21 protein-coding genes and 2 pseudogenes are annotated in these 20,082 nt (G+C 28.1%); 10 read left to right on the top strand and 13 right to left on the bottom strand.

Features of this window, described 5'->3' with window-relative positions; all coding sequences use genetic code 11:
* Window positions 1-13: 13 nt before the first annotated feature.
* Both WC168_RS03090 and cmoB read left to right on the top strand, forming a co-directional pair.
* Entirely contained in the window at window positions 14-1,303 is a 1,290-nt protein-coding gene (locus WC168_RS03090; protein WP_372617475.1) for a M20/M25/M40 family metallo-hydrolase, read from the top strand.
* Complete coding sequence (gene cmoB, locus WC168_RS03095) at window positions 1,300-2,214, top strand: tRNA 5-methoxyuridine(34)/uridine 5-oxyacetic acid(34) synthase CmoB (RefSeq protein ID WP_372617477.1); 915 nt, start codon at window positions 1,300-1,302, stop codon at window positions 2,212-2,214. The genes WC168_RS03090 and cmoB overlap by 4 nt, the downstream gene beginning before the upstream one ends.
* A 6-nt stretch (window positions 2,215-2,220) precedes the next feature.
* Here cmoB and WC168_RS03100 read toward each other — a convergent pair whose 3' ends face one another.
* Entirely contained in the window at window positions 2,221-3,123 is a 903-nt protein-coding gene (locus WC168_RS03100; protein ID WP_372617479.1) for a GGDEF domain-containing protein, read from the bottom strand.
* On the bottom strand, window positions 3,120-3,713 hold the full coding sequence (locus WC168_RS03105; RefSeq protein ID WP_320340217.1) for an MBL fold metallo-hydrolase: 594 nt from the start codon (window positions 3,711-3,713) through the stop codon (window positions 3,120-3,122). The genes WC168_RS03100 and WC168_RS03105 overlap by 4 nt, the downstream gene beginning before the upstream one ends.
* Before the next feature lie 53 nt (window positions 3,714-3,766).
* Here WC168_RS03105 and WC168_RS03110 point away from each other — a divergent pair, with 53 nt between their 5' ends.
* The gene (locus tag WC168_RS03110; protein WP_372617482.1) at window positions 3,767-4,585 is read left to right on the top strand and encodes a ferritin-like domain-containing protein; all 819 of its coding nucleotides are present in this window, start codon (window positions 3,767-3,769) and stop codon (window positions 4,583-4,585) included.
* Between the two features lie 14 nt (window positions 4,586-4,599).
* Here WC168_RS03110 and WC168_RS03115 read toward each other — a convergent pair whose 3' ends face one another.
* Window positions 4,600-5,856 carry an RNA-guided endonuclease TnpB family protein gene (locus tag WC168_RS03115; RefSeq protein WP_066353983.1) on the bottom strand — a complete coding sequence of 419 codons (1,257 nt, stop codon included), beginning with the start codon at window positions 5,854-5,856 and terminating at the stop codon, window positions 4,600-4,602.
* A gap of 76 nt (window positions 5,857-5,932) precedes the next feature.
* On the opposite strand from WC168_RS03115, the pseudogene tnpA (WC168_RS03120) reads away from it, so the two are divergent.
* Window positions 5,933-6,354, top strand: a pseudogene (gene tnpA, locus WC168_RS03120) (IS200/IS605 family transposase).
* Window positions 6,355-6,415: 61 nt separating this feature from the next.
* Here tnpA (WC168_RS03120) and WC168_RS03125 read toward each other — a convergent pair.
* Genes WC168_RS03125 through dnaJ form a run of 8 tightly spaced genes read right to left on the bottom strand, consistent with a single transcriptional unit; the run spans window position 6,416 to window position 13,968 of the window.
* Window positions 6,416-6,724: a Na+/H+ antiporter subunit G gene (locus WC168_RS03125; protein ID WP_066354080.1), complete on the bottom strand. Its 309-nt coding sequence runs from the start codon at window positions 6,722-6,724 to the stop codon at window positions 6,416-6,418.
* 9 nt (window positions 6,725-6,733) lie between these two features.
* Window positions 6,734-7,003 carry a K+/H+ antiporter subunit F gene (locus WC168_RS03130; RefSeq protein ID WP_279134319.1) on the bottom strand — a complete coding sequence of 90 codons (270 nt, stop codon included), beginning with the start codon at window positions 7,001-7,003 and terminating at the stop codon, window positions 6,734-6,736.
* Complete coding sequence (locus tag WC168_RS03135; protein ID WP_279134321.1) at window positions 6,997-7,497, bottom strand: Na+/H+ antiporter subunit E; 501 nt, start codon at window positions 7,495-7,497, stop codon at window positions 6,997-6,999. The genes WC168_RS03130 and WC168_RS03135 overlap by 7 nt, the downstream gene beginning before the upstream one ends.
* Window position 7,498: 1 nt before the next feature.
* Window positions 7,499-9,010, bottom strand: a complete 1,512-nt coding sequence (locus WC168_RS03140; protein ID WP_372617485.1) for a monovalent cation/H+ antiporter subunit D — start codon at window positions 9,008-9,010, stop codon at window positions 7,499-7,501.
* Window positions 9,007-9,354, bottom strand: coding sequence for a Na+/H+ antiporter subunit C (locus WC168_RS03145; protein ID WP_319085866.1), 348 nt, complete (start codon window positions 9,352-9,354; stop codon window positions 9,007-9,009). Before WC168_RS03145 ends, WC168_RS03140 begins: the two co-directional genes overlap by 4 nt.
* A complete protein-coding gene (locus tag WC168_RS03150) occupies window positions 9,354-12,182 on the bottom strand; it encodes a monovalent cation/H+ antiporter subunit A (RefSeq protein ID WP_372617488.1) in 2,829 nt (942 codons plus the stop codon). Before WC168_RS03150 ends, WC168_RS03145 begins: the two co-directional genes overlap by 1 nt.
* Window positions 12,183-12,226: 44 nt before the next feature.
* Window positions 12,227-12,817: a hypothetical protein gene (locus tag WC168_RS03155; protein WP_066407954.1), complete on the bottom strand. Its 591-nt coding sequence runs from the start codon at window positions 12,815-12,817 to the stop codon at window positions 12,227-12,229.
* Window positions 12,818-12,852: 35 nt separating this feature from the next.
* Complete coding sequence (gene dnaJ / locus WC168_RS03160) at window positions 12,853-13,968, bottom strand: molecular chaperone DnaJ (RefSeq protein ID WP_066350766.1); 1,116 nt, start codon at window positions 13,966-13,968, stop codon at window positions 12,853-12,855.
* Between the two features lie 112 nt (window positions 13,969-14,080).
* On the opposite strand from dnaJ, the gene recR reads away from it, so the two are divergent.
* The 3 genes from recR to WC168_RS03175 are packed head-to-tail and all read left to right on the top strand — an operon-like array spanning window position 14,081 to window position 15,764.
* Window positions 14,081-14,653: a recombination mediator RecR gene (recR, locus tag WC168_RS03165; RefSeq protein WP_066161448.1), complete on the top strand. Its 573-nt coding sequence runs from the start codon at window positions 14,081-14,083 to the stop codon at window positions 14,651-14,653.
* 2 nt (window positions 14,654-14,655) lie between these two features.
* On the top strand, window positions 14,656-14,838 hold the full coding sequence (locus tag WC168_RS03170; RefSeq protein ID WP_066161447.1) for a uracil-DNA glycosylase: 183 nt from the start codon (window positions 14,656-14,658) through the stop codon (window positions 14,836-14,838).
* A gap of 2 nt (window positions 14,839-14,840) precedes the next feature.
* Window positions 14,841-15,764 carry a dUTP diphosphatase gene (locus tag WC168_RS03175; RefSeq protein ID WP_066161446.1) on the top strand — a complete coding sequence of 308 codons (924 nt, stop codon included), beginning with the start codon at window positions 14,841-14,843 and terminating at the stop codon, window positions 15,762-15,764.
* 5 nt (window positions 15,765-15,769) lie between these two features.
* Here the strand turns inward: WC168_RS03175 and WC168_RS03180 are convergent, their stop codons facing one another.
* Entirely contained in the window at window positions 15,770-17,026 is a 1,257-nt protein-coding gene (locus WC168_RS03180) for an RNA-guided endonuclease TnpB family protein (RefSeq protein WP_066353983.1), read from the bottom strand.
* Between the two features lie 76 nt (window positions 17,027-17,102).
* Here WC168_RS03180 and tnpA (WC168_RS03185) point away from each other — a divergent pair.
* Window positions 17,103-17,524, top strand: a pseudogene (gene tnpA / locus WC168_RS03185) (IS200/IS605 family transposase).
* Window positions 17,525-17,610: 86 nt separating this feature from the next.
* Here tnpA (WC168_RS03185) and WC168_RS03190 read toward each other — a convergent pair.
* Window positions 17,611-17,832 (bottom strand): malate dehydrogenase, encoded by a 222-nt coding sequence (locus tag WC168_RS03190; RefSeq protein WP_372617492.1) that lies wholly within the window; start codon window positions 17,830-17,832, stop codon window positions 17,611-17,613.
* Between the two features lie 43 nt (window positions 17,833-17,875).
* On the opposite strand from WC168_RS03190, the gene WC168_RS03195 reads away from it, so the two are divergent.
* Both WC168_RS03195 and WC168_RS03200 read left to right on the top strand, forming a co-directional pair.
* Window positions 17,876-18,850 carry an SLAC1 anion channel family protein gene (locus WC168_RS03195; RefSeq protein ID WP_066161444.1) on the top strand — a complete coding sequence of 325 codons (975 nt, stop codon included), beginning with the start codon at window positions 17,876-17,878 and terminating at the stop codon, window positions 18,848-18,850.
* Window positions 18,851-18,912: 62 nt separating this feature from the next.
* Complete coding sequence (locus tag WC168_RS03200) at window positions 18,913-19,932, top strand: aldo/keto reductase (protein WP_066161443.1); 1,020 nt, start codon at window positions 18,913-18,915, stop codon at window positions 19,930-19,932.
* The last annotated feature ends 150 nt before the right edge of the window (window positions 19,933-20,082 follow it).

A 20,082-nucleotide genomic window follows, 5' to 3' on the forward strand; every position in this document is an offset into this window, starting at 1 on the left:
AAAAGGATATAAAATGTCAACAGTTTTAGAAATATTTAAAGAGATTACAAAAATTCCAAGATGCTCAGGAGTGCATAAAGAGTTTATAACTTATATGCAAGATTTATCTAAAAAGCTAAATTATTTATGTTTAGTTGATGAAAAAAATAATATTTTATGTAAAAAACATAATAGCAGTGCAAATATAGTTTTACAATCACACTATGATATTGTATGTTTAGAAAAAAACACAATTCCACAAATTATTGAAGATGATACAACTTTAAAAGCCTCTTGCTCAACACTAGGAGCTGATAATGGAATAGGGTGCTCATATATGATAGCTTTAATGTATGAAAACTATGATTTAGAGTTTTTATTTACAAGTGATGAAGAGATTGGACTTATTGGTGCAAATGATTTAAATCTTCCTATAAATGCAAAATATATGCTAAATCTTGATAGTGAAGAAGAGGGTGAAATATGTATTGGATGTGCTGGAGGAGTTGATATAAAAGCTATTTTTGAAGATAAAAAGATAGTTTCAAATGAGCAAAATTTGGATCTTTATGAGATATCAATCTCAAACTTAGCAGGTGGTCATAGTGGAGTTGATATAGATAAAAATATTCCAAATGCTATTAAACTTTTAATTGAATCAATTAAAAAAAGCAATGCAAAGATTTTGGATATAAATGGTGGTGAGAGAATAAACTCAATTGCAGCAAATGCTAAAGCAATTGTTGCATCAAAAAAAGAGCCAATTAAAACAGATGAAAATATGAAAATAGAGAAAATTGATACAAAAAGTGAACATTTAGTTGTTTATAGCGATAAATTAGTAGATTTTTTATATAAGTTTGAAAATGGAGTAAGATCTTTTAATAGTGAGTTAAATGTTGTTCAAGACTCTATAAATTTAGCTTTAATATCTACAAATATTGACTCAATTACAGTTGAGTTTAGTGCAAGATCAATGAGTAATGATGGATTAAAAAACTTAAAAGATAGTACAAAAAAAGCTTTAGAAGAGTCAAACTTTAAAGTAGAGACTTATGGAAAATATCCAGCTTGGAGTCCTGATATAAATGATTTTACAAACACAGTTTTAGATATTTATAAAAAATTTAACAACAAAGCATCTCTAAGAGCAATTCATGCTGGTTTAGAGTGTGCAATATTTAAAGAAAAATATCCAAACTTAAAAATTGCATCTATTGGACCAACAATAAAATATCCTCACTCAAAAAGAGAGTTTGTATATAAAGATTCTATAGAGAATCTATTTAAAATTTTAAAAGAGATTATAAAGAGTATAAAGTGAATATTGAAGAGTTAAAAAAGAAAAAAGATGAGTGTAGAGCTTGGAAAAATGTAGCTCCTTGGTATAAGCAACTACAAGAAGCTTGTAAGATTGAGAAAAAAGATTTAGTTATTGATTATGGTGATTGGTTTAGTGTTGGAAAAAAAGATGATTTAAGCAATGAAGAGTATGAAACTATTATTAAAACTGCAAAAGCTTTAATACCTTGGAGAAAAGGTCCATTTGAAATTTTTGACCTTGAAATTGATAGTGAGTGGCAAAGTAATCTTAAATATAATCTAATAAGACCTCACTTTAATCTAAAAGATAAAGTAGTTGCTGATATTGGCTGCAACAATGGATACTATATGTTTAGAATGCTTGAAGATAAACCTAAAAGATTAGTAGGGTTTGATCCTTCACCTTTAACGCTTCATCAATTTGAGTTTATAAATCACTTTGTAAAATCTAATATTGTTTATGAGATGTTAGGCGTTGAGCATTTAGAGTACTATAATCACAAATTTGATTTTATATTTATGTTAGGAGTTTTATATCATAGAGCTGATCCTGTTGGAACTTTAAAAGCACTAAACAAAGGATTAAATAGTAAAGGTGAGATTATAATTGATACTTTTATGATAGATGGAGAAGATGAGATATGTTTAACTCCAAACCAAAGATACTCAAAAATTCCAAATATATACTTTATTCCAACAATTCCAGCTTTAAAAAATTGGCTTGTACGTGCTGGATTTGAAAATATTGAAGTATTATCAACAGTTGTTACAACAAAAGATGAACAAAGAGCTACGAAGTGGTCATTTGATGAGAGCTTAGAAGATTTTTTAGATCCAAATGATAGTAGTAAAACGGTTGAGGGTTATCCAGCTCCAAAAAGAGTATATATAAAAGCTAGAAAAATATTATAGAGTTTTTTAAAAAAGCTCTATTTTAGATGTCTCTTCTTCGCTAAATATAAAAGCTCTACTTCTTCCACTATTTTTAGCCTCTCTTACAGCAATATCTGCTTTTTTAACGATAGTTGCTATATCTTTACCATCTTTTGGAAAAAAAGAGATTCCTACGCATATTGTTTTCATTAAAACTTGACCTGTTGTCTCATTTACAACAACTTTTTCATCTTTAAATTTATTTATAATTTTATTTGCAACAAATAAAGCATTCTCTTCATCTGCAATATTTTGAAGAACTACCAAAAAAGCATCATTTGACATTCTTATTACAAAATCAGACTCTCTTACGCTTTTTTTAAGTAAACTTGCTAGTTTTTTTATAACTTTATCTCCTATGTTATAATCAAACTCATCTAAAACAGCCTTGAAGTGGTCAATTCCAATTTTTAAAAAAGCTATTTTTTTATTCTCTCTATTTGCAAGACTAAATATAGGTTTAACTATATTATTTAAATAGGCTCTATTATAGCAACCTGTTAATTTGTCTATAATCATTGAGTTATTTAACTCTTTTTCTAAATGTTTTATATAAATAATATTTGATAAATTATTTAAAACTAAATCAATATTTATTGATTCAGATTTTGCATTTTTTAGGCTATCTTGATTATTGAAAATTAATCCAAATATAATCTCATATTCACCATTTATCCTTACTTTTTTTGTATAAAAAAGCCAAGAAGAGTCTTGTGAATTATCAAAAACCATATTTGCTACGGTTCTTTTTCTAACTAAAATCTTCATTGCATCAACATTATAGTGATTTTTTAAATATTCAAAAAAAGATTCAAATAGTTTTTTATTGTTACTATTTAAAACAGTATGATTTAGTAATAAAAGAGCTTTTATTCTATCATCTGTCATATATGTTTTTCCCACTGTTTTATAGTGTTTAACTCATTTTTTAAAGTTGTTTTATCTCCATGTCCTGGATATATTATAAAATCTTTTTCCCATAAAGAGATTTTTTGAAGAGATTTTTTCATATCATCTTTATTTGACATTGGAAAATCAAATCTTCCAATAGTACCTTTGAATATAAAATCCCCACTAAATAAAGTATCATTTATCTCAATAACACTACATCCAGGAGTGTGACCAGCAAAATGGTGAAACTTTATTTTTATATCTTCAATTGTTAGTTCCTCATCAGGATTTACCAAAACATCAGGATACGAAGGTGGCATTCCAAGATTATAAGGGTTTAAAGTTAACATAAATTCATCATCTTTAGGAGTATAAAGTTTGATATTATAAAACTCTTTTAGCTCTTGATTTGACCAAATATGGTCAAAATGTCCATGAGTATTAAGTATTGCAATAGGATTTTTAACATTTTGTTTAACCCATGAAGTTGCACCAACACCTGGGTCTATTATGATATCTTTGTTGTTTATTGTTATTATGTAGCAATTAGTAGCATAATCACCCATAGGATGAACTTTAACCTGCATTTCAACCCCTAATTGATAAAATTTATACATTTTATTATAAAAAGGCTTAAAAAATGTTTTTTTACCAAGAGTTAGAGGCTATATTAGATACTTCAAATGTAGAAGAGAAGATTAATAGATTTAATATATTTTATAAAAAGTTTTTGGAAAATCAAGTTATATTTGATAATAATCATATTCCAAAAGAGTTAAAAAAGCCTTCATATAGCTCTTTTCTAAAAATAGTAAAACCAACATCACTTCCACCTATTAAAAACTTTAAAGATATAAATGGCAAAAAATATTTAGTTCATACAATTTTACATATAGAGTATAGTGCTATTGATTTAGCAATAGATGCAGCTCTTAGATTTAAAAATTTACCAATAAAATATTATAAAGATTGGTTAGAAGTTGCAGATGATGAGATTAGGCACTTTATAATGCTTGAAAAGTTATTAAAAGAGCTAGGTGGTTATTATGGAGAGTTTGAAGTTCATAAGAATCTATTTGAAGCTATGCAAAAAACTCCAGATTTTTTAAGTAGAATGGCTTGTGTTCCTAGATATTTAGAGGCAAATGGATTGGATCAAAATCCAAAAATTATGGAGAAGTTAAATTCAAATAAAGATAGCTTTAATACAAAACTAATAGAGGCTTTAAAAGTTATTTTAAATGAGGAAGTAGATCATGTTAAAAAAGGTGATATTTGGTTTAAATATGAGTGTGAAAGATTAAATTTAGATCCAAAAACTACATACTTAGAAGCTATAGAGAGAGTTTTTCCAGGTAGTACAAAAAGAAAGATGGATATAAATTTTGCTATGAGAAAAGAGGCAGGATTTTCTTGTGATGAGTTAAAATTTTTATCTAAAAAGGATGATTGTAAATAGAGTTTAGTTGTGAACTACTCAATCGCTAAAGACGATTGGGCTTCTTGCTTCATAGTATCATAGCTAGTTACAATTCCATAGGAAGTTATAACCCCACTAGAGGATACTCCACAAGCATAATCGACAGTCCCTGCCGAATTTCTATTATCTGTTTGTCCTAGTCCATAATTTCTAATATTGATTGAGGCATTTATATCTCTATCGTGAGATGTATTGCAGTGTGGACAAACAAACTTTCTTATATTAAGTGGTTTTTTACCTGTACTAGTACCACAATTTGAGCATATTTGTGAAGATGGAAACCATTTACTTATTTTTATTGTAGTTTTACCTTTCCAAGTTGCTTTATACTCTAGTTGTCGCATAAACTCACTCCAAGCTACATCACTAATTGATTTAGATAGTCTTTTATTTTTAACCATACCTTTTACATTTAATGATTCAAGACAAATAATATCGTATTGATTGGTTATCTCATTTGATATTTTATGTAAATAGTCTTTTCTTGAATTGTATATTTTAGTATGTATCTTTTGTACTTTTTTTAACTGTTTTAAGTAATTATTTGATTTAGGGGTTGTATCTCCTTTTTTTCTACTATGTTGTTTTTTTGATAAAGCCTTTTGTAGTTTTTTAAGTTTTTGTTCATACTTTTTAGTATGTCGTAAATTTGGATACTTAACATAATCACTTGTTGTAATTAGTGTTTCAGTACCCACATCTAAACCAACTGCATTTTTTGCTTTTATTGGCTTAGGTGTAGGTATATTATCATCTACTAATATACTAATAAAGTATTGATTATTTGTTCTTGAAATTGTTGCTTGTTTTAATATTGCATCTTTTGGTATCTCTCTATGGAATTTAGTTTTAATACCATCTTTTGTGAATTTTGGTAAATATGTTTTATTATTCTCTATCTTAATATTTTGAGGAGCTGTAAAACTTTGATGACTATTCTTTTTTGATTTGAATTTTGGGTAACCACCAAGTTGTTTGAAAAATCTTTGATAAGAGTTATCTAATTCTCTAAGAGCCATTTGTAAAGATTGACTCCCACATTCATTTAGCCATTCATACTCTTTCTGAGATTTTAATTCTGTTAGCTTCCCTTGTGTAGTCATATAATTAACTTTTTGACCTTTTGCATACTCCTTTTGTCTATAATCTAAAAAATAGTTATATAAAAATCTTGTACTACCAAAGTGTTTTTCAATTAATTGGATTTGAGTTTTTGTAGGATAAATTCTATATTTGAATGCTTTTAACATTAACTCAACTCCTTTTTAATTTATTTATAGCATTATAATATAATATTATAAATAACACAAGAAAAAAGGATAAGATTTGAGAAAAAATAAAAGAAAATTATATGGATTTGAAACTACTAATAGAGCAAACACAACTTGAAAGTTCATCTTATATTGGTTTTCAAATATAGAAAAAAGCTATTGGTTGGAGAGATGAATACATTTATCAAAAATATAATCTATGAGATAGAATCAAAAAGTGATTTTACTATTATTGAAATGCAATCAGATATAGACCATATTCATATAATGCTACAACATATCCCAAGAATTAGTATATCTTCTATTGTTAATCGTATTAAGTCAATAACTACTCATAGAATTTGGGAAAAACATAGTAATTACTTACAAAAAACAATTTTGGAAAGAAAAAATTTTTGGAGTGATGGGTATTTTGTGTGCAGTATTGGAGAAGCTAGTCCTGAAACTATACGAAACTATATAGCAAATCAGGGTTAGTTATTCGATTCATCCCATCGGCTAAAGACCAATGGGATTTCTCAAAAGGAGTTATTAAAAACTAAACTTTTTTTATTTTATCTTCATTTTTCTTTATAAAAATAGCTGATTTTGCCATTAAGTGAGCACCTATTGGTGCTGTTATAAATAAAAACATAGTTATTAAAATCTCATGAAGACTAAGAGTATCTGTTTTAAAGTTAAAGTATATAAAAGATGCTAATAAAATAGATCCAACTCCTAAAGTTGTAGCCTTTGTTGGTGCATGAAGTCTTGTAAAAAAATCAGGTAGTTTTACAAGTCCTATTGATCCAATAAGATTAAAAATGGCTCCAGTTAATATAAGTATTGATACAATAATTTCCAACATTTAAACTCCTTAATCCATAATATCGCCACGAAGTAAATATTTACTAAGTGCAACAGTTCCAACAAATCCCATAACTGCAATTAAAAGTGCTGCTTCAAAATATAAAGTATTTTTTAGATATATACTTAAAAGTATAAGCAAAGCAATCGCATTTACATAAATAGTATCCAAAGATAAAATTCTATCAGCAACAGTTGGCCCTGCTACTAATCTATAAATATTTAAAACAATTGAAATAGCAATCATTACAAAAGCTATTGGTATTACTAACTCTAACATTCTTTAAATACCTCCATAAGCGGTGCTTCATACCTTTTTTTAATATCTTTTATAGTTTCTTCTATATCATCAATTACAAGTCCATGAATTATTAAATAAGTTCTATCTTCACTTAAATCACAACTAACAGTTCCTGGCGTTAAAGAGATTGTACTGGCAAGTGTGCTAATTGCTAAAGGGTGTTTAATATCTAAAGGAAGATTGAAAAACTTAGGATTTAATTTATCATTTGAATCGATAACTTGTCTAGCAACTGTTAAATTAGAGATAATAATATCGTAAGCCACAATAAATATAAATTTTAGAAGTGTTAAAGGAGAACCTATAGAAACATTTTTTTCCCAAAAATTAGATGTAAACAAAGGTATTAAAATTGCTAGTATAGTTCCTAAAACAATATGACCAATCGCAACTGTACTATTTAAAAATAACCAAATTAAAATAAGTATAAAAGATAAAATGGGGTGAGGTAAAAAGCTAATTTTATTTTTCATATTAAAATTCCTCATTTGGATTTAAAACAGTCGATATATAACTATTTGTATCAACTAAATTTGAAGCTATATTTTCTGTTATTTGTGTAATATTATTTGCAAAAAGTACCAAAATAATAGTAAATGAAAATAGATAAAGAATAGATGATAGAGTTGATTTTGATAATTTATAATTTGACTCTTCTTCATTTGCACTTGTATCATAAAATATATTTGTTCCGCTTCTTGCTAAAGATACAATAACCAATAGACTACTTAATAAAACAGTAGTTAATATTAAAGCTGTTTGTGTATGATTTATTGAAGATTTTAGAATCATGATTTTCCCAAAAAAACCACTAAAAGGTGGAAGTCCAGCTATGGCAATAGCAAATATAAAAAATATACTTCCTATTAGTATTGCATTTTTAAAAATAGGCATTTTAGGTCTTAAAGATGTGCTATTTCTTGCTTTTAAAATAACATCAGCAATTAAGAAAAATCCACCTGCAACAAAAGTTGAGTGAATCATATAAAATATTGCTCCACTTAATGCCTCTTTTGAATTTATTCCAATAGCTATTAAAATAGTACTAACAGATAATAAAACTAAATAAGATATTTGAGTTTTAAGCTCTTTTGAACTTAAAACTCCAAAAGTTGCTAAAACTAAAGTTATAAGTCCAATATATAAAACCCAAGGAGTGTAGTAAAATGCTAATTCATTTGCATTTTGTCCAAAAATAGTTCCATGAACTCTTATGATTGAATAGATTCCAACTTTTGTCATAATAGCAAATAAAGCAGCAACTGGAGCGCTTGTTTTTCCATAGGCATTTGGTAGCCAAAAATATAGAGGGAACATAGCAGCTTTTAATCCAAAAACAATCAAAAGTAGAAGTCCAGCAGATGCTACAACACTAACATTTTCAGGACTTAATTGAGCTACTTTTTGAGATAAATCAGCAATATTTAAAGTTCCTAATATTCCATATAAAGTTCCAACTGCAAATAAAAAGAGAGTTGAACCAACAAGATTGATTACAACATAATGAAGTCCAGCTTTTACTCTTCCTTCACCTTTTGCATGAAGAAGTAGGCTATAACTAGCAAGAAGTAAAATTTCAAAGAAAACAAAAAGATTAAATAGATCTCCTGTTAAAAAAGCACCATTTAATCCAAAAAGTTGCAATTGAAAAAGTGGATGAAAGTGAGCACCTTTTTTATCAATACCTTCACTAATTGCATACCAAAGTGCTCCAAAAGCTAAAAGAGAAGTTACAAGTACCATTAAAATTGAGAATTGATCAAGCACTAAAACAATTCCAAATGGAGCTTTCCAATTTCCTAAACTATATACAAAAATATCATTTGATAAAGTTTTTGTAAATGCAAAAATTGAGACTAAAATTATTATAAAAACAGATATTAAAGAGAAAATCTCTTGAGTTTTAAGTCCAAATCTTTTAATTAAAAGTAGTGAAAATCCAGCAATTAAAGGAATAATTACAGGTAAAATAGGAGTATGAATCATATTTTTTCTCCTTTATCTAAGCTCTTTTTCCCATCTACATGATCACTTTTTAACTCACCATAAGCTTTTAGTGATAATACAATTACAAAAGCTGTCATTCCAAAGCCAATTACAATTGCTGTTAGAACTAAAGCTTGAGGAAGAGGGTCTGCATAGCTTGAAGCACTATCTTGAATAATTGCAGGAACATTCAAACTTAATCTTCCCATAGCAAATAAAAATAGATTAACAGCATAAGCTAATAAAGTTAGACCTAAAACTACAGGATATGTTCTAGCTCTTAGTGTTAAAAAAACACCAACTCCACATAAAACTGCTATTATTAAAGCTAGTAATATTTCCATTAGTTTTTATCCTTTTTCTCTTCTAATTTTTTAGTAATATTGTGAGAATTTTTGCTTAGTTGTCCCAATTGAACTAATATTAAAACAGTAGAACCAACAACAACTAAAAATACTCCTAAATCAAAAGCAATAGCACTTGCTACTTCAAACTCTCCAACTATTGGCCAATTTAAGTGAGAGAATGCTGATGTTAAAAATGGATAATCTATAAACATTGATATAACACCTGTTAAAGTTGCTATTAATAATCCATATGCAATTAAACTATCATTTTGAAATTTTAATCTACTTTTTGTCCACTCAATTCCATTTGCTAAGTATTGAACAATTAATGCAACTGCTGCTATAAGTCCTGCAATAAACCCACCACCTGGAAGATTATGCCCTCTTAGAAATATATAAACAGATACCATTAACATTAAAGGTAGAACCATTCTTGTAAGAGTTTGCATCATAAGTGGATGTTTATCTTCACTCCAAACAAAACCTTCTTGATTGTTATTTTGTGTATTTAGATTTAAACCTTGAATCATTGCAAAGATTCCAATACCAGCAAGTGCTAAAACTGTAATCTCTCCTAATGTATCAAAGCCTCTAAAATCAACTAAAATAACATTTACAACATTTGTTCCACCACCGCCACTTACAGAGTTTTTTATAAAAAAGTCTGCAATAGTTATGTACTCTTTGCTTAAAACTGCTAAAGTTAAGATAAATACAGCAACTGCTACTAAAATTGATATTATTAAATCCCTTGAAATTCTAAGATTTGAAGACTCTCTTGGAGTTGTTTGAGGAAGATAGTATAGTGCTAAAAGAATTAAAACAATAGTTACAACTTCAACGCTTAGTTGTGTTAAAGCTAAATCAGGAGCTGAAAACTTAATAAAAATTAGTGAAACTATTAATCCAACAACTCCAATAATAATCAGTGCTAAAAGCCTTTTATGATGTAAAAATGCAGTTGCAAAAGTTGCAAAAATTAAAATAGCAGTCATAATTAAACTTATAGTATCAATTTCTAAAAACTCTTTGTTTCCAAATAAAGGTGAGTCTCCATAAGTAAATCCAGCAACTCCAATTATTAAAGAGGCTACAATAAACCAAGCAATCATACCTTGAAGAGAGCTTTTATCAAAAATAGATGTAACTTTATTTGATAGTTTAAAAATAGATTCAATTAATAGATAAAAAGGGACTCTTGCATCAATTTTTTCAAAATATTTTTCAAAAATAGCTGTTGTTTTCTCTCTTTTTGTATATAGAAAAATTCCCAAAATAAATGCAATTATACTCATAATAAGTGGAGCGTTAAAACCATGCCAAATAGCTAAAGAGTACTCTGGAAGAGTAGTTTGAAGAGAACCCATAACAGCAGTTGCTAAAAGAGGAGCAATAGTCAAAGCTGGAACTGTTCCAACTAAAAAACATATAATTACTAATAAATCAATAGGAATTTTCATAAATCTTGGTGGTTCGTGAGGAGTTTTTGGTAATTTTTTTGTTTTTCCATTGAAAAATATATTATGAACAAATTTTAAAGAGTAAGCAACAGAAAATATTCCAGCAATTGTTGCTAAAATTGGAATTAAAATTCCAATACTTAGTGTATTTATATCTAAAGCTCTCTCAAAAAACATCTCTTTTGATAAAAATCCATTTAAAAGTGGAACTCCAGCCATTGAAGCTGCTGCTATCATAGCCAAAGTTGCAGTATGAGGCATAAATGCCCAAAGACCACTTAATTTTCTTAAATCTCTAGTTCCTGTTTCGTGATCAACAATACCAGCAACCATAAAAAGTGATGCTTTAAATGTTGCGTGATTCATAATATGAAATATAGCTGCAACAACGCTAAGTGGAGTAGAAAATCCAAATAAAAGAGTTATTAATCCAAGATGACTTATTGTTGAATATGCCAATAAACCTTTAATATCATGTTTAAACATTGCTGTAAATGCACCAATTAAAAGTGTGGCAAGACCTGCAAATGTAACTAAAAATATCCATTCTGTTGTACCACTTAAAGATGGATATAATCTTGCTAATAAAAATATTCCAGCTTTTACCATTGTTGCTGAGTGTAAATATGCAGAAACTGGTGTTGGAGCTGCCATTGCGTGAGGTAACCAAAAATGAAATGGAAATTGCGCTGATTTTGTAAAAACTCCAAGTAAAATAAGAATAATTATAGGAGTATATAAAGGGCTACTTTTTATTAAATCACCACTTACTAAAATATCACTTAGATTGTAACTGCCAACAATATGTCCAAGTAGCAATACACCAGCAAGCATAGCTAAACCACCAGCTCCTGTTATTGTAAGTGCCATTTTAGCACCTTCTCGCCCCTCTTTTTTATGTTGCCAATAGCTAATTAATAAAAAAGATGATAAAGATGTTAACTCCCAAAATACAACCATTTGGATGATATTTTCAGATAGAACAATTCCAAGCATTGAACCCATAAAAAGAAGTAAATAAGAGTAGAATCTTCCCATACAATCTTTTGTGCTTATATAGTATCTTGCATAAATTATTATTAAAAGTCCAATTCCAAGAATTAAGCATGAAAATAGAAGGCTAAGACCATCTAATCTAAAAGCAAAATCCAAACCAATTGACTCTATCCAAGACCATGATTGAATAGTTGTAATACCAGCAAATGGAAGTTTTATATAAAAAAGAAGAACTAAAAAAGCCATAATAGTAGCAGCTGCAGAACTCCAAGCAGCCACAAGGCGATTATATTTTGCCAAGTATGCAACTATTGGAGCTGCTAAAAATGGTAAAAGGGCAACTATGGCTAAGCCAAATGTTTCAATCATTTTGTACCTTTCAAAAACTTAAATAAGTTTTTTATTACAAAATCCTATAAAGATGTTGTAATTTTTAGTCTTAGATTTGTGTCCTTGTATTCAACTTTTATATCGCTATTTATTTTTTCTCTACTTAAAACCCCTTGTAGTGTCTTTAATACATGCCAAAATTTTTCATTAAAAGGTAGTTCAATCTCTTTTAATTTTTTATCTTTTATAACTTTTGCTATTGTATAAACACCGTAGTAGTAAAAAATTTTATTTTTCGCTCTTTTTAATTGATAATCTTTCATTAAATTTAAGTTTGAAATATATGTATTTTTATCAACTTCATTTAACTGAGTATTATTTAATATCTCATCTTGTTCATTATCTAAAAAAGCTTTAAACTCTTCTAATCTTTTATTTATATCATCTTCTAAATTTGGATAAACAAGTGAAACTTTATTGAATAGTTTATCAACATTTGAGTTATCTATTTTTGCAGAAAATGAGTGATTTTTATTTGCACCATAATCGTAAGAGATAGCTTCTAAAATCTCATAAGCATAAGGCAAATATATATATTTATCATCTTTCCCACTCTTAAAAGATACACCGTGTTGGCTAATTACAGGTTTAAAACCTACATATTCAAATTTCACTTTTTACTCCTTGTATAATAAAAAAATTATAATTTTTAGAACCAATTTTTGATTTTATCAAACATTGATTCAAATTTAGCTTCAGAAGGAGAGCTTTCAACTCCAAAACTATTTTGAAGCTTCTCTAAAAGCTCTTTTTGTTCAGTTGTTAAAGATTTTGGATACTCAATTTTTACTTGAACAATTAAATTTCCTTTTCCATAGCCTTGAACATTTTTAACACCTTCACCTCTAAAAGTAAATTGTTGTTTATCTTTTACATTTTTTGGAATTTCAAGCTCTAATTCCCCTCTTAAGCTTGGAATTTTAATTTTAGCACCAAGTGCAACTTGAGTAAAAAACACAGGAGCTTCAACATAAATATCATCATCATGTCTTACAAAATGTGCATCCTCTTTTACTTTAGTTTGGATATACAAATCGCCTCTTTGACCATTTGGTGCAATATTTCCACGACCACTAACTCTAATTCTCATTCCATCATTTACACCCTCTGGAATATCAACTTTAAAGCTATCTTTTTTCTCTTCGTATCCTTTGCCTTTACAATCTTTACATAAAGTAGCCTTTGCTTTTCCACTACCTTCGCAGTTTGGACAAGTTTGTGCATAAGTCATAAAACCATGTCTTGAGTGAACTTGACCATGTCCACCACAAGTTTTACAAGTTTCTAGTTTTCCATCTTTTGCACCTGTTCCACTACAAGAGTTACAAGCTGTTTTATATGTATAGTTTATCTCTTTTTTACATCCAAAAATAGCTTCATTGAACTCTAAAACTACCTCAATAGCACTATCAAGGTTGTAGTTATATGTTTTTCTCTCTCTTCTTCTGTTGCTAGAATTTGAGAATCCAAACATCTCTTCAAAAATTGAACCTAAATCATCAAAACCACCAAAACCACCTTGGCTTCTGTGCCCTTGACCCTCTAAACCAGCTTTACCGTATCTATCATAAATAGCTCTTTTCTCATCATCACTTAAAACTTGATAAGCTTCATTTATGGCTTTAAATTTCTCTTCAGCCTCTTTATTGTCTGGATTTTTATCTGGATGATACTGCATTGCTAGTTTTCTGTAAGCTTTTTTAATTGTAGTTTTATCTGAAGTTTTTTCAACTTCTAATAATTCATAATAATCAATCTCTACCAATTTTTAATCTCCAAAATATATTTTTAAATTTTTTTAAAGCGATTATTCTAACCAAAAAATAATAAAATAAGCTTTATTATAAAATTTATTTTAAATTGGATACAATCCCAAAATGAACAGAGGATTAGAAAAATTTTATGAATTGGTTGAGGCTTTTGAGTCTTTACCAACAATTGGTAAAAAATCAGCACTTAGACTTGCATATCATATAGTTATGAACGACAACTACTGCGGTGTTAAACTATCTCATAGTATTGAGAACGCTTTAAAAACTATAAAAAGATGTAAAAAATGCTCTTGTATGAGTGAAAATGAGATATGTGAATATTGTCTTGATGATAGCAGAGACGATAGTAAGCTTTGTATTGTTCAAAGTGCAAAAGATATTTTTATAATTGAAGATTCAAAAGAGTTTGATGGAAGATATTTTGTAATTGATGAGTTAGAGCAAAGTTATATATTAAAACTTCAAGAGTATATAAAAAATAGTAAGGTAAAAAATATACTTTTTGCAATAACTCCTTCAATTGCAAATGACGCTTTTATACTTTATATTGAAGATAAATTAAAAGATTTTGATATAAAATTCACAAAAATAGCTCAAGGTGTACCAACAGGAGTTAGTTTGGAAAATGTTGATCTGTTATCACTTTCAAAAGCAATACAAAGTAAGGTAGAGATTTAAAGATGCAAAAAAGAGTAGTGTGTCAAAGGTGTATCCACTATTTTGTAACTTGGGAGCCAAATAAACCACACGGTTGTAAAGCCTATGGTTTTAAGTCACAACTTCTTCCAAGTATTGTTGTAAAAAATAGTAGTGGTGATAGTTGTAATCTATTTATAGAGAAAAAATTTGAAAATAGGAGTTAGGTTTGTTGTATAAAGAGTTTAAATTAGCTATAAAAAATATTGGTTTTGCTTCTTTAGAGGAGTTTTTAAAGTTTACAAAAATTGATTCAAAAGATGTTTTGATTTGGGAAGAGAAAGATGAAGTTCCTTATGTAATATCACTTCTTCTTCATACAATAAAAGGCGATAAAAAACTTCTTCCTTCAAGTGTTGTTTTAGATAGCTTAATAGAGGAGTGTTTACCTTTGGCAAACTTGCTTGAAGAGGCTTCATCTTTTCCTTCAAAATTAGAAGAGATGTTTTTGCTTCAAAAAGAGTTAAATGACTCAACAAATGGTAAAAACTGGGAGCTTGGAATCAATAAATTCAACAAAGAGATAAATTGGCTTAGATGTATTCATATGGAAGCAGCAGAGCTAATTGACTCAACTCCTTGGAAACATTGGAAAAATATAAATTCAGAGCCTGATATGAATAATATTCATGTAGAGCTTGTAGATATTTGGCACTTTTTAATGAGTTATATACTTCAAGAAACAAATGTACCAAGAGCAGTTTCACTTGTAAATACTCACTGTATTTATGAAGCAAATACAAATATTGATATAAAACTTGTTGTAAAAGATGCTGAAAAGCTATCTTATTTGGCTTTGGCAATTGATACAAAAAATATGCCAAGTTTTAGTGGAATTGAAAGATTTATTGAGCAATTTTTTAGAACTTGTAAAACAGCAGGATTATCTTTTACTTGGCTTCAAAAACTATATATTGGAAAAAATTGTTTAAATAAATTTAGACAAGATCACGGATATAAAGAGGGAACTTATAAAAAAGTTTGGAGTGGACAAGAGGACAATGTAGTTATGGTTGATCTTCTTGAAAAAATAGAGGATGTAAATTTTGAAGATTTTTACAAAAAACTTGAAGTAGAGTATAAAAAGAACTAAGTGAACTACTCAATCGCTAAAGACGATTGGGCTTCTTGCTTCATAGTATCATAGCTAGTTACAATTCCATAGGAAGTTATAACCCCACTAGAGGATACTCCACAAGCATAATCGACAGTCCCTGCCGAATTTCTATTATCTGTTTGTCCTAGTCCATAATTTCTAATATTGATTGAGGCATTTATATCTCTATCGTGAGATGTATTGCAGTGTGGACAAACAAACTTTCTTATATTAAGTGGTTTTTTACCTGTACTAGTACCACAATTTGAGCATATTTGTGAAGATGGAAACCATTTACTTATTTTTATTGTAGTTTTACCTTTCCAAGTTGCTTTATACTCTAGTTGTCGCATAAACTCACTCCAAGCTACATCACTAATTGATTTAGATAGTCTTTTATTTTTAACCATACCTTTTACATTTAATGATTCAAGACAAATAATATCGTATTGATTGGTTATCTCATTTGATATTTTATGTAAATAGTCTTTTCTTGAATTGTATATTTTAGTATGTATCTTTTGTACTTTTTTTAACTGTTTTAAGTAATTATTTGATTTAGGGGTTGTATCTCCTTTTTTTCTACTATGTTGTTTTTTTGATAAAGCCTTTTGTAGTTTTTTAAGTTTTTGTTCATACTTTTTAGTATGTCGTAAATTTGGATACTTAACATAATCACTTGTTGTAATTAGTGTTTCAGTACCCACATCTAAACCAACTGCATTTTTTGCTTTTATTGGCTTAGGTGTAGGTATATTATCATCTACTAATATACTAATAAAGTATTGATTATTTGTTCTTGAAATTGTTGCTTGTTTTAATATTGCATCTTTTGGTATCTCTCTATGGAATTTAGTTTTAATACCATCTTTTGTGAATTTTGGTAAATATGTTTTATTATTCTCTATCTTAATATTTTGAGGAGCTGTAAAACTTTGATGACTATTCTTTTTTGATTTGAATTTTGGGTAACCACCAAGTTGTTTGAAAAATCTTTGATAAGAGTTATCTAATTCTCTAAGAGCCATTTGTAAAGATTGACTCCCACATTCATTTAGCCATTCATACTCTTTCTGAGATTTTAATTCTGTTAGCTTCCCTTGTGTAGTCATATAATTAACTTTTTGACCTTTTGCATACTCCTTTTGTCTATAATCTAAAAAATAGTTATATAAAAATCTTGTACTACCAAAGTGTTTTTCAATTAATTGGATTTGAGTTTTTGTAGGATAAATTCTATATTTGAATGCTTTTAACATTAACTCAACTCCTTTTTAATTTATTTATAGCATTATAATATAATATTATAAATAACACAAGAAAAAAGGATAAGATTTGAGAAAAAATAAAAGAAAATTATATGGATTTGAAACTACTAATAGAGCAAACACAACTTGAAAGTTCATCTTATATTGGTTTTCAAATATAGAAAAAAGCTATTGGTTGGAGAGATGAATACATTTATCAAAAATATAATCTATGAGATAGAATCAAAAAGTGATTTTACTATTATTGAAATGCAATCAGATATAGACCATATTCATATAATGCTACAACATATCCCAAGAATTAGTATATCTTCTATTGTTAATCGTATTAAGTCAATAACTACTCATAGAATTTGGGAAAAACATAGTAATTACTTACAAAAAACAATTTTGGAAAGAAAAAATTTTTGGAGTGATGGGTATTTTGTGTGCAGTATTGGAGAAGCTAGTCCTGAAACTATACGAAACTATATAGCAAATCAGGGTTAGTTATTCGATTCATCCCATCGGCTAAAGACCAATGGGATTTCTCGAAAGGAGTTATTAAACTTATATAATAAAAACTTATGTTAAAATCAAAACTTAGGATTAAGTTTTGATTTTAGTTTTTTTGGCAAATGTGCAAAAACCATTTTGCTATTTTTTATAAAAATTTCATTTTTAAAAATGGCAATATCTAAACTCATTGAATTTTGATTAAAGTTTAAAAGTTTTATAGTCTCATCTTTTTGTGTAAATGATAGATTTAAAGCTTTTAAATCTACTATTTTTTTATCTTTTGCCAAAACTAAACTCATAAAACTTAAATTAAAAAATATTTTACAAAAATAGGATTTAAGAATGCAACAAGAGAGTATAAAAGCAATCCCATCAAATAGATTGCAATTTTTCCCAATTATGATGTTTGCTGTGATTATGGGGCTTGGTGGTTTGACTTTAGTTTTTGAAAAACTAAATCATACTTTTGGATTTTCAAATATCTTTTCTATATCTTTAATATCTCTTACAACTTTACTTTTCATAGCAGTTGTTTTTACATATATATTAAAGATTTTTAAATATAAACAAGAGGTTAAAAAAGAGCTAAATCATCCAATAAGAATAAACTTCTTTGCAGCCTCATCAATATCTATGCTTATTTTATCAATCTGTTTTAAAGAATTTAGTATTGAGATATCTAAACTATTTTTCTACTTTGGAGCTATTTTACATCTATTTTTAACTTTCTATACAATAAGATTTTGGATAAATAACAATCTTGAGATAGTTCACTCAAATCCAGCTTGGTTTATTCCAATTGTTGGAAACTTGATAGTTCCTATTGCTGGAGTCTCATTTGTAGATAATCAAATATTGATTTTCTATTTTGCAATAGGTCTGTTTTTTTGGATAATACTATTTTCTATAATTTTAAATAGAATTATATTTCACAATCCATTTGCACCAAAATTTTTGCCAACTATGTTTATTTTGATAGCTCCTCCATCAATTGGATTTATCTCATATATAAAATTGACTTCTAGTTTAGATTTTTTTGCTCAAATACTATTCTCTTTGGCACTATTTTTTACTATTTTGGTGGCATTTATGTATAAAAACTTTTTAAAAATAAAATTTTTTATATCATGGTGGGCATTTACATTTCCTATGGCTGCTGTTACTTTAAGTGTGATTACTATGTATGAATTAACTTCTAAACCTTTTTATGAGGTTTTGGCATATATTTTGAGTTTTATTACAACTATTATTGTGCTTTTGGTTGCTATTTTTACATTTAAACATATTTTGAAAAAAGAGATTTGTATCATAGAGTAGGGTATTTTTAGTCTATTTTGATATAATTTTTGCTTAATAATTTTTTGCAAAAAGGCTTTAATATGGAATTTAGATATATAGGAAAAAGTGGACTTAGAGTTAGTTCTATTTGTATGGGAACTATGACTTTTGGAAGTAGTACAGATGAAAAAGAGGCTTTTAAGATTCTTGATATGGCTTATGATAGAGGAATAAACTTTTATGATACAGCTGAACTTTATCCTGTAAGTCCAAAAAAAGAGACAATAGGTCTAACTGAAGCAATCTTGGCAAAATGGCTTAAAACAAAAGCAAGAGATAGTATTATTTTAGCTACAAAAATAGCAGGTGCTGCTTCAGGTTGGTTTGTACCACCTGTGCGACATGGATTAACAGCAATTGATAGTTTTCATATAAAAAGAGCAATAGAGGGAAGCTTAAAAAGATTGCAAGTAGATTATATTGATTTGTATCAGATGCATTGGCCTGATACTATTGTGCCAATAGAAGAGAGTTTAAAAGCTTTTGATGCTTTGGTAAAAGAGGGAAAGGTGCGATATATTGGAACTTCAAATGATAGTGCTTATGGACTTACAAAAGCAAATGAGATAAGCAAAAACAAAGACTTAGCAAGATTTGAGTCTATTCAAAACAACTTTTCACTTTTAAATCCAAGATTTCATGATGAGTTAGCAAATGTTTGCCGAAGAGAAAATATATCTTTATTGCCATATTCACCAATGGCAGGTGGAGTTTTAAGTGGAAAATATAATAAAGAGTTTGTAGATCCAGAGGTTAGATTTGCTGTTTATTTAAAAGATAAAAACAAAAGAGTTCAAGCTATGGCACATAGATTTGTAAATAATAAGACTCTTGAAGCAACTGCAAAATATATGAGCCTTGCAAATGATTATGGAGTTTCACCTTTGACTTTGGCAGTAGCTTATTCAAAGCATTTTGATTTTGTAGCATCTACTATTATAGGTGCAAGAAAAAGTGAGCAACTAGAAGATAGTTTCAAAGCCTTTGATTTTAAGATTACTCCTGAGATATTGACAAAAATTGAAGATATTCAAAAAGAGATTTTGTACCCTATGGGATGATAATTAAATTTATGATACAATGCCCGTAAAATATTACGCATAATTTAAAGGAGTATATTGTGGTAACATATTCTACAAATGAACTTATTCCATCATCAGAATTTGCAAAAAAGTTCGGTACATACTTAGCACAAATAAAAGATAACACTG

Origin of the sequence: Aliarcobacter sp. (assembly GCF_041672065.1) — a bacterium.
Taxonomy (GTDB): Bacteria; Campylobacterota; Campylobacteria; order Campylobacterales; family Arcobacteraceae; genus Aliarcobacter; species Aliarcobacter skirrowii.